6 protein-coding genes are annotated in these 8,669 nt (G+C 70.1%); all 6 read left to right on the top strand.

Annotated elements, in window-relative coordinates; genetic code table 11:
* On the top strand, positions 1 to 1,220 hold a 1,220-nt coding region (gnd, locus tag ADBZ5U_RS12585; protein ID WP_526810678.1), incomplete at its 5' end, for an NADP-dependent phosphogluconate dehydrogenase.
* Between the two features lie 129 nt (positions 1,221 to 1,349).
* The gene (locus ADBZ5U_RS12590) at positions 1,350 to 2,786 is read left to right on the top strand and encodes a GuaB1 family IMP dehydrogenase-related protein (RefSeq protein WP_526810680.1); all 1,437 of its coding nucleotides are present in this window, start codon (positions 1,350 to 1,352) and stop codon (positions 2,784 to 2,786) included.
* A gap of 132 nt (positions 2,787 to 2,918) precedes the next feature.
* Positions 2,919 to 4,274, top strand: a complete 1,356-nt coding sequence (locus ADBZ5U_RS12595; protein WP_526810683.1) for a CNNM domain-containing protein — start codon at positions 2,919 to 2,921, stop codon at positions 4,272 to 4,274.
* Complete coding sequence (locus ADBZ5U_RS12600; RefSeq protein ID WP_526810684.1) at positions 4,264 to 5,316, top strand: CBS domain-containing protein; 1,053 nt, start codon at positions 4,264 to 4,266, stop codon at positions 5,314 to 5,316. Before ADBZ5U_RS12595 ends, ADBZ5U_RS12600 begins: the two co-directional genes overlap by 11 nt.
* A gap of 84 nt (positions 5,317 to 5,400) precedes the next feature.
* On the top strand, positions 5,401 to 7,569 hold the full coding sequence (locus tag ADBZ5U_RS12605; protein ID WP_526810686.1) for a malate synthase G: 2,169 nt from the start codon (positions 5,401 to 5,403) through the stop codon (positions 7,567 to 7,569).
* Between the two features lie 87 nt (positions 7,570 to 7,656).
* Positions 7,657 to 8,669: substrate-binding domain-containing protein (locus ADBZ5U_RS12610; protein ID WP_526810688.1), on the top strand; the 1,013-nt coding region annotated here is incomplete at its 3' end.

The raw sequence follows: 8,669 nt of genomic DNA on the forward strand, positions 1-8,669 counted from the left end.
TCATGGTGAAGGCCGGCGAGGCCACCGACGCGGTGATCAACGAACTCGCCGACGCGATGGAACCCGGCGACATCATCATCGACGGCGGCAACGCGCTCTACACCGACACCATCCGCCGGGAGAAGGCGATGGCGGACCGCGGCCTGCACTTCGTCGGCGCCGGCATCTCCGGCGGCGAGGAGGGGGCGCTGAACGGGCCGTCGATCATGCCCGGCGGACCTGCCGCGTCGTATGAGTCGCTGGGGCCGCTGCTGGAGGAGATCTCCGCCAAGGTCGACGGGGTGCCGTGCTGCACCCACATCGGGCCGGACGGCGCCGGGCACTTCGTCAAGATGGTGCACAACGGCATCGAGTACTCCGACATGCAACTCATCGCCGAGGCCTACCAGCTGCTGCGGGACGGACTGGGTCTGGGCGCGCAGGAGATCGCCGATGTGTTCACCGAGTGGAACGCCGGCGACCTGGACAGCTTCCTGGTCGAGATCACCGCCGAGGTGCTGCGGCAGGTCGACGCCGAGACCGGCAAGCCCCTGGTCGACGTCATCGTCGACGAGGCCGAGCAGAAGGGTACCGGCCGCTGGACGGTCAAGTCCGCCCTGGACCTCGGAGTGCCGGTCACCGGCATCGCCGAGGCGGTGTTCGCCCGGGCGCTGTCCGGATCGGTGCCCCAGCGTAAGGCCGTCGCCGGGTTCGCATCCGGCAAGCTCGGTGAAAAGCCAACGGACGCAGGGCAATTCATCGAGGACGTCCGCCAGGCTTTGTACGCCTCGAAGATCATCGCCTACGCCCAGGGCTTCAACCACATCCAGGCTGGATCCGACGAGTACGGCTGGGACATCAGACCCGGCGACCTGGCCACCATCTGGCGGGGCGGCTGCATCATCCGGGCCAAGTTCCTCAACCGGATCAAGGACGCCTTCGACGCCGACCCGGCGCTGCCGACCCTGATCGCCGACCCGTACTTCCGCAGCGCGGTGGAGTCCGGCGTCGACGGCTGGCGCCGCGTGGTGGTGGCCGCCACCGAGTCCGGCATCCCGATCCCCGGTTTCGCCTCGGCGCTGTCCTACTACGACGGCCTGCGCGCCGCACGCCTGCCGGCCGCCCTGGTCCAGGGCCAGCGCGACTTCTTCGGCGCCCACACCTACGGCCGCGTCGACGCCGACCCGGCGGCCCGGTTCCACACGCAGTGGAGTGGCGACCACACCGAGATACAGGTCTGACCCCGCCCCGTCCCCCGCCCCGTCCCCCGCGAGCAGACACAAACGGCCCAACCCGCCCGGCGTGTCGGGGACTTTCACGTCTGCTCGCGGGGCGGGGGCGGGGTGGGGGCGGGCCGTTAGGCTCGACAGGTGCGTTTCCTCGACGGCCACCGCCCCGACCACGACCTGACCTACAACGACGTCTTCATCGTCCCCAACCGGTCGGACGTCGCCTCCAGGTTCGACGTCGACCTGTCCACCGCCGACGGCACCGGGACCACCATCCCGGTCGTGGTGGCCAACATGACGGCGGTGGCCGGCCGGCGGATGGCCGAGACGGTGGCCCGCCGGGGCGGCATCGTCGTGCTCCCCCAGGACCTGCCCGCCGACGCGGTCAGGCACACGGTGGAGTTCGTCAAAAGCCGCCACCTGGTGGCCGACACCCCGGTCACCCTCGATGCCGAGGACTCGGTGTCCGACGCCGTCGCGCTGATCCACAAGCGCGCCCACGGGGCGGCGGTGGTCGTCGAGAGCGGCCGGCCCATCGGACTGGTCACCGAGGCCGCCACGGCCGGCGTGGACCGGTTCGCCCGGGTGCGCGACGTCGCGATCGCCGACTTCGTCACCGCGGCACTGGACACCGAACCCCGCAAGGTCTTCGACCTGCTCGACAACCACCCGGTCGGGGTGGCCGTGCTAACCGCACCGGACGGTTCGCTGGGCGGGGTGCTGACCAGGACCGGGGCGGTCCGGGCGGGTATCTACTCCCCCGCCACCGACGCGTCGGGGCGGCTGCGCGTCGCCGCGGCCGTCGGGATCAACGGCGACGTGGCGGCGAAGGCCCGCGCCCTGGTCGACGCCGGTGTCGACGTCCTCGTCATCGACACCGCGCACGGCCACCAACTCAAGATGCTCGACGCCATCAAGGCGGTCGCGGCACTGGATCTGGGTGTGCCGCTGGCGGCCGGGAACGTGGTCTCCGCCGAAGGCACCCGCGACCTCATCGCGGCGGGGGCGTCGATCGTCAAGGTGGGCGTCGGCCCGGGCGCGATGTGCACCACCCGGATGATGACAGGCGTGGGCCGCCCGCAGTTCTCCGCGGTGCTCGAATGCTCAACCGCGGCAAGCCAATCGGGCGGGCACGTCTGGGCCGACGGCGGCGTGCGCCATCCCCGTGACGTGGCCCTGGCGCTGGCGGCCGGCGCATCCAACGTGATGATCGGCTCCTGGTTCGCCGGCACCTACGAGTCCCCGGGCGACCTGATGCTCGACCGTGACGGCCGGCCGTTCAAGGAGAGCTACGGGATGGCCTCCAAGCGGGCGGTCGCCGCCCGCACCGCCGCCGACAGCGCGTTCGACCGGGCCCGCAAGGCGCTGTTCGAGGAGGGGATCTCCAGTTCCCGGATGTCGCTGGACCCGGCCCGCGGCGGGGTCGAGGACCTGCTGGACCACATCACCTCCGGGGTGCGCAGCACCTGCACCTATGTGGGAGCGCACACGCTGGCCGAACTTCACGAGCACGCGGTCCTGGGCGTGCAGTCCGTCGCGGGTTTCGCCGAGGGCCACCCCCTGCCGACCGGCTGGTGACAACACGCCGCCGTGCCGGCAGCTAGCATATGGGCCTGTTCGTCACCCGCGGGAAGGGAAACTCTTGGGATCGGACGCCGACCCCTCATCTAGTCCGCCGGGCCTCGCGCCCGGCTCTCCGACGGCCTGGCGATGAACGCACTCTCCATCGCCCTGAGCATGTTGCTGATCTTGGCGATGATCGCGGGGACCGCGGTTTTCGTCGCGGCGGAGTTCTCCTTGACCGCCTTGGAGCGCAGTACCGTAGACGCTAACGCCCGGACCGGCGACCGGCGCGACCGGATGGTGCAGCGGGCCCATCGAACGCTGTCCACCCAATTGTCCGGCGCGCAACTGGGCATCTCCATAACCACCCTGGCGACCGGGATCCTCGCCGAACCGGTGTTGGCCAGGCTGATCGGCCCCGTGCTGACCCGAATCGGTCTGCCGGGCGTCGGGGGGCTGTCCCTGGTGCTGGCGATCCTGATCGCGACGTCGCTGTCGATGATCTTCGGTGAACTGGTCCCCAAGAATCTCGCCGTCGCCAGGCCGGTGCCGACCGCACGGGCCAGCGCCGGGCTGCAACTGCTGTTCTCGAAGGTCTTCGCCGCCGCGATCCGGCTGACCAACGGCGCAGCGAATGCCATCCTGCGCCGGATGGGTATCGAGCCGGTGGAGGAACTGCGGTCGGCGCGCTCGCCTGAGGAACTCGGCGCGCTGGTTCGCAACTCCGCACAACGCGGCGCCATCGACGCCGACACCGCACTGCTGGTCGACCGCTCACTGCAGTTCGGTGCCCGTTCGGCCGAGGAGTTCATGACCCCTCGCACCGAGATCGAGGCACTGCAGGCCGATGCGTCTCTAGCCGATCTGGTCGCCGCCGCGGCGCGTACCGGGTATTCGCGTTTCCCGATCGTCGACGGCGACCTCGACGAGACCATCGGGCTCGTTCACGTGAAACAGATCTTCACAGTGCCGCCCGCGGAGCGGACAGGCATCCGCCTGGCCAGCCTCGCCGTCCCGGTTCCCCGGGTGCCGTCGACGCTGGACGGCGACGCCCTGATGACGCAGGTGCGGGCCAACGGACTGCAGACCGCACTGGTGGTCGACGAATACGGTGGAACCGCCGGGATGGTCACCGTCGAGGATCTGATCGAGGAGATCGTCGGCGACGTCCGTGACGAGCACGACGACTCTCCACCGGATGTGCGACGCCGGGGTGACACCTGGGAAGTGGCCGGATTACTCCGGATCGACGAGGTGGCGGCGGCAGTCGGTTTCCGCGCCCCCGATGGTGAATACGAGACCATCGGAGGGCTGGTCCTGAAGTCCCTGGGTCACATCCCCGGACCCGGGGAATCGGTGGACCTGCCGACCATGGGCCAGGACGGCGCCGAGTCTGGTCCGTCCGGTTGGCGCGCCACGGTGCTGGCCATGGACGGGCGGCGCATCGACCGGGTTGCACTGAATAGGCTCCACGGGCGGACGGGATCCGGCGATGGGGACTGACATCCTCGGGGTGCTGCTGACAATCCTGCTGCTGGCCGCCAATGCATTCTTCGTCGGATCCGAGTTCGCGCTGATCTCGGCCCGGCGCGACCGGCTCGAGGCGCTGGCCGAGCAGGGCAAGAAACGTGCGGCGTCGGTGATCCGCGCCGGGGAACAGCTCTCCCAGATGCTGGCCGGTGCCCAACTCGGCATCACCATCTGCTCGATTCTGCTGGGCCGGGTCGCCGAGCCCGCGGTCGCGCACCTTCTGGAGAAGCCGTTCGCCGCGGCCGGGGTCTCCGGCCCGGTGCTGCATACGGTGTCCTTCCTGATCGCGCTGGCCATTGTGGTGACGCTGCATGTGCTGCTCGGCGAGATGGTGCCGAAGAACATCGCCATCGCCGGCCCGGAGTCAACGGCAATGCTTCTCATCCCCGCATACCTGCTCTATGTGCGGGCGGCGCGTCCGCTGATCTCGTTCTACAACTGGGCGGCGAACGGGATTCTGCGGCTCTTCGGCGTGACGCCCAAAGACGAGCTCGATGTGACGGTATCCACCGTCGAACTCGCCGAAATGATCACCGAGTCGCGCTCCGAGGGCCTGCTGGACATCGAGGAGCACACCCGGCTGTCCCGGGCACTGCAGATCCGCAACAGGGTGGCCGGCGACGTCGCGGTGCCGCTGGCCGCAGTCCGGTCGGTGCCCGCCGCGGCCGCCGAGACCGGGCCGACGGTCGCCGACGTCGAAGCCGCCCTGACCGAGACCGGATACTCGCGCTTCCCGGTGACCGAGGCGGGCGGCACGTTCACCGGCTTCGTGCACATCAAGGACATCCTGGACCTCGTCGATAAACCCGGGGCCGCGATGAGTTCGTCGGCGGTCCGGCACCTGCCGCGATTACCGGCCGCGACGCCGTTGCCCGAGGCGCTGACCCGATTGCGCCACGACAACAGCCACATCGCCCTGCTGACCGCCGCCGACGGTACGGTCTCCGGCATGGTGGCGCTGGAGGATCTGGTCGAGGACCTGGTCGGCACCGTGCGCGACGGCAACCACCGCTAGCGGGAGGTCCGGCCGCAGCGACGATGGGTGATCGGCGGCGGATAGGATCAAGCCACCCTATGGCGGGATGAGGTTGGAGGACCGATGACGAACCGGGTGGTCGTGGGCAATCTGCGGGTGGCGCAGAACCTGTACGACTTCATCACCGACGAGGCCTTACCCGGGACCGGCGTGGACCCCGAGAGCTTCTGGTCCGGGGTGGACAAGGTGGTGGCCGACCTCACCCCCCGCAACGACGAACTGCTGGCCCGCCGCGATCAGCTTCAGGCCCAGGTCGACAGGTGGCACCGCCAGCGCGTGATCGGCGGGTTCGAGGTCGGCGACTACAAGCGGTTCCTGACCGAGATCGGCTACCTGCAGCCCGAGCCGGCGGACTTCACCATCACCACCTCCGGGGTGGATTCGGAGATCACCTCCACGGCCGGCCCGCAACTGGTGGTGCCCATCCTCAACGCCCGCTTCGCGCTCAACGCCGCCAACGCCCGCTGGGGTTCGCTCTACGACGCCCTCTACGGCACCGACGTCATCAGCGAGGCGGACGGCGCGCAGCGGGGCGGCCCCTACAACACCGTTCGCGGTGAGAGGGTGATCGCCTACGCCCGGCGGTTCCTCGACGAGGCGGTGCCCCTGGTGGACGCCGGCTACCGCGACGCCACCCGGTTCATGGTCGAGGACGGCCGCCTGGAGATCGCGCTGGGCAACGGCGATGTGACCGGCCTGGTCGACCCCGCCCGGTTCGCCGGGTACACCGGGTCGCCGTCGGCGCCGGACTCGGTGCTGCTGGTCAACCACGGCCTGCACATCGAGATCCTCTTCGACCGCGACTCCCCGATCGGCGCGACCGACCCGGCCGGCATCAAGGACGTGGTGCTGGAGTCCGCGGTCACCACGATCATGGACTTCGAGGACTCGGTGGCCGCGGTGGACGCCGACGACAAGGTGCTCGGATACCGGAACTGGTTGGGGCTCAACAAAGGTGACCTCTCCGAGGAGGTCAGCAAGGGCGACACCAGGTTCACCCGGGTGCTCAACGGCGACCGCGCCTACACCGCCCCGGACGGGACGCCGTTCACCCTGCCCGGCCGCAGCCTGCTGTTCGTCCGCAACGTCGGCCATCTGATGACCAACGACGCGATCGTCGACAGCGAGGGCCGCGAGGTCTACGAAGGCATCCAGGACGCCCTGTTCACCAGCCTGATCGCCATGCACGGCCTGGGCGGGCAGAACAGCCGCACCGGGTCGGTGTACATCGTCAAGCCCAAGATGCACGGACCCGACGAGGTCGCCTACACCTGCGAGTTGTTCACCCGCGTCGAGGATGTGCTGGGCCTGCCGCCGGGCACCCTCAAAGTCGGCATCATGGACGAGGAACGCCGCACCACGCTGAACCTCAAGGCCTGCGTCAAGGCCGCCGCCGACCGGGTGGTGTTCATCAACACCGGCTTCCTGGACCGCACCGGCGACGAGATCCACACCTCGATGGACGCCGGACCGATGATCCGCAAGGGCGCGATGAAGACCCAGCCGTGGATCCTGGCCTACGAGGACCAGAACGTCGACGTCGGACTGGCCTGCGGATTCTCCGGCCGGGCCCAGATCGGCAAGGGCATGTGGGCGATGACCGACCTGATGGCCGACATGGTCGAGCAGAAGATCGCCCAACCGCGGGCCGGAGCGACCACCGCCTGGGTGCCCTCGCCCACCGCGGCCACCCTGCACGCCATGCACTACCACGACGTCGACGTCTACGCGGTGCACCGGGAACTGGCGGGCCGGGCCCGCACGACCATCGAGCAACTGCTCACCATCCCGCTGGCCGACCGGGACCTGGCCTGGTCACCGCAGGAGATCCGCGAGGAGGTCGACAACAACTGCCAGTCGATCCTGGGCTATGTGGTGCGCTGGATCGACGCGGGCGTCGGCTGCTCGAAGGTTCCCGACATCCACGACGTGGCGCTGATGGAGGACCGCGCCACGCTGCGCATCTCCAGCCAGCTGCTGGCCAACTGGCTGCACCACGGCGTGATCACCTCCGAGGAGGTGAAGTCGAGCCTGCGGCGGATGGCCGTGGTGGTCGACCAGCAGAACGCCTCCGACCCCGAGTACCGCCCGATGGCCCCGGACCCCGACGGCAGCATCGCCTTCCAGGCCGCCCAGGAACTCATCCTGGCCGGGGCTGCGCAGCCCAGCGGCTACACCGAGCCGATCCTGCATCGCAGCCGGCGCCGGTTCAAGCAGAGCCTGGGCCGGTAGCGGATGGGCAGGCACAACCTCCCCTCGGAGGGGGGAACCTTCAATGAGCCCACGCGGCGCCGCCGTGCCGTCGGGGGTCGTCGGGGGGTGAGCCTGGGCGTGATCGCCGCACTGGTCACCGTGGTGGTGCTGGTGGGCGGGATCATCCTGTGGCGGTTCTTCGGCGACAGCCTGTCCCGGCGGTCCTCCGACGCCGCCGGCGAATGCCTGCAGGGAACCGCGACCGTGGCGGTGGTCGCCGACCCCTCGATCGCCGGACACCTGGCATCGTTCGCCGACTCCTTCGACGCCGAAGCCAGTCCGGTCGGCGATAAATGCATCGACGTCGTTGTGCAGCCGGTCGACTCGGATTCGGTCCTGAAGGGACTCACCGGATCCTGGCCGTCCGACCTCGGCGAGCGCCCGGCGCTGTGGGTGCCCGCGAGTTCGGTTCAGACGGCACGGCTGCAGGCCGCCGCGGGCGAGCAGATGGTCAGTGACTCCCGGTCCCTGGTCACCTCTCCGGTGGTGCTGGCGGTGCGCCCCGATCTGAAGAAGGCTCTGGGCGAGGAGGGTTGGCCCGCTCTCCCGGGGTTGCAGAACGACCCGTCCGCTCTCGACTCCCGGGACCTGGCGGGGTGGGGTCCGCTGCGGCTGGCGCTGCCGCGGGTCGGCTCGGCCGACGCGGCGTTCCTGGCCACCGAAGCCGTCGCCGCGACCTCGGCGCCGCCGAACTCCCCGCCGACGGCGGGCATCCCGGCGGCGTCGGAGCTGTTGGCCGGCCAACCGCGGCTGCCGGCCGACACCGTCGACGCGGCCTGGGCCGCGTTGACCGGTCCGGGCCTTCCCGCCGCCGGTGCGGTGCATGCGGTGGCCATGACCGAGCAGCAGCTTTTCACCCGGTCCGCCGAGATGCCGAACGCGGCGGACGCCGTCGCCGAGTGGATGCCGAGCGGGCCGGCGGCCGTGGCCGACTACCCGACGGTGCTGCTGGCCGGCCCGTGGCTGAGCCAGGAACAGGTGGCCGGCGCCAGCGAGTTCGCCCGGTTCCTCCGCAAGAAGGACCAGCTGGCCGCCCTCGCCGAGGCCGGTTTCCGTGCCGAGGGCGTCAGCCCGGAGGG

It is taken from the genome of Mycobacterium sp., assembly GCF_040398885.1.
Taxonomy (GTDB): Bacteria; Actinomycetota; Actinomycetes; order Mycobacteriales; family Mycobacteriaceae; genus Mycobacterium.